The following is a 2,168-nucleotide window of genomic DNA, read 5'->3' as shown; positions in this document are numbered from 1 at the left end:
AGCACGCCCGCCGGGCGGGGGGGCGGGGCGGGGGGGGGGGCGGGCGGCGGCAGCGCGCCCCGCCCCGGCGGCCCGGGGGGCGCGAGGGCGCTGGGAGGGGGATGGTGTTAGGCGGTTGGACGGCGGCGTCGGCGGGCGACGAGCACGAAGGCCACACCGAGCGCCAAGGTGACCAGGCCGAGTGCGCCGAACGCGAGCGCGTCGACGCCGGTGCTGGCCAGGCCGGAGCTGCCGCTCTGACCGCCGCCGGTCCCCTGGCTTCCGGCGGGGGCGGCGTCCGGCGACGTGGGAGTGCCGGGCCGGCCGCAGCTCGCGGGCTGGGCTGGCACGGTCGGCAGCGGCGCGTCACCGGACTCGGCCAGGATCACCACCCGGGCCGGGTGGTCGGCGGGGCCGTAGACGTTGATCGCGGTCGGGTTCTGGTACTTGATCCGCCAGCCCTGCGGAGGCAGGAAGTACAGCTGGTAAGCGGGCCCCGGCACCACGTCGTGGAACTCGAAGTGCCCGTTCGCGTCGGTCGTCTGCTCGCCGGCGATCGGGCAGTCCTGGTCGGAGACCAGCACGACCTTGACCCCGGCGACGCCCTGCTGCGGCTTCCCTTGGTTGTCGAAATTGACGGCCACATCGCCGACGACGGCGGCCTTGGCACCCGGCACCGCCGCCTGGTCATGAGCCTTCGCGTGGTTGTCGATGTCGACCTCGCGATAGCCGAAGTCACAGGAGGCAACGACGTAACCCCGGTTGAAGGCGGCCTCGGGCACTGCCTCGGACACGTCGAAGGTACGGGTCTGCCCGGGCGCGATCGTCACGCCGCCCGCCGCGAGGTCTCCCCACCCGGGGCCGCGGCCGTTCAGGATGTAGCCGTCGCCGATGCGGTTGCACGCGGCCACGATGCCGGTGAGCGGGATCGGGCCGGAGTTGGACAGCGTCACCGTGACGTGCGCGAGTTCCCCTGGCTTGTAGCTGCGCTGGGTGAAGGCCATCGACGCCTTCAGCGCGCCGTTCAGCGGCGGTGCCCCTCGGACGAGCAGGTCCTTCGTGTCCGGTCCGATGTGGACGGTTTCGAACGGGATCAGCCAGCCGCCGACCACTTCGCCACCGAGGTAGTAGTCCGCGGCCGGCGCGTCGAAACTGAACTTCCCGTCGGCGTCGCTCGTCGCCGAGTACGTCCCTCCACTGTGGACGTACCGCAGAGTGAGCTTGGCGCCGGCCAGTTGTTCACCGTTGTCGAAGATGCCGTTGCCGTTCCGGTCGCCAAAGACGACGCCAGCCGCATGACCGGGCCCCTTGGTCACCGTGACCTCGGCGTTGAACGTACCGGCACCGAATCCGGTCTCGTCGTACACGAATCCCCGCACGACCGCGGTGGCCTTTTCGAGATCACGAACCTTCCCGGAGACCGGCAGCTCGTAGGTGGCCCCAGGATCGAGGTTCAGTCCCGGCTTGCCCTTGAGCGGACCCCAGCCTGGGTCGTACGGGACCACAAGATCGGTCGGATCGAGGATGTTCTGGGAGACCTGCAGACCAACTGCAGGAGTCTCGCCGATGTTCTTCAGCTTGAAGATGAACCGGACGTCCTCGTCCGTCCGGTACGACGTCTGGGCGAAGATCACCGACGCCTCGACACGGGAACGCTGCGCGGACTCGGCTTTCGGCTGCGGCGCCGCGGGCTGCGAACTCACCGCAGGCGGAGAACTCGGCACGGCCGAAGAACTCGGCGCGCTGGGCTCCGGTGCCGCGGAACTACTCGACGGCGCGGCCGTGGACGGCGGCGCGGTGGAAACAGGTACCGGATCCGCTCCGGCGGGCGCGGCGAACACGCCGGTCAATGCCACCGCCGCGGCGAACGTGGCGAGACAGCTCGCCACCGTCCGCGCGATGGGTCTTTCGCCAGGTAATTTGTTCACGCAGTGTCACCCCTGATTACCCGATGGAAACGCGCAAAGCCCCCGAACCGCGTAGAACCGGATCACCTTAGCGAGATTCGCGAAAAGGTGAATATCCGTTTCCGGTGAACGGTGTACCGCCGTGACATTCCCCGGAAAAGCGAAGAGCCCCCGGCGGGGGGGGGGGGGGGGTGGGGACGGGGGGGGGGGGTGGGTTTTAAAAAAAACCACGCCCCCCCAAAAAAAATCAAAACGGGTTTGGGGGTGGTGGGTGGTGTGGGT

Annotated in this window: 1 protein-coding gene; it reads right to left on the bottom strand. The window is 69.3% G+C overall.

The features are described from left to right. Positions 1-107: 107 nt before the first annotated feature. Positions 108-1,907, bottom strand: a complete 1,800-nt coding sequence (locus ACFWY9_RS23500; protein ID WP_378339908.1) for an SdrD B-like domain-containing protein — start codon at positions 1,905-1,907, stop codon at positions 108-110. Positions 1,908-2,168 lie beyond the last annotated feature (261 nt).

This window comes from Amycolatopsis sp. NPDC059027, from assembly GCF_042739735.1.
GTDB lineage: Bacteria > Actinomycetota > Actinomycetes > Mycobacteriales > Pseudonocardiaceae > Amycolatopsis.
Note: the sequence above shows the minus strand (reverse complement) of the source record. Positions and strands in the feature narration are given on the sequence as shown.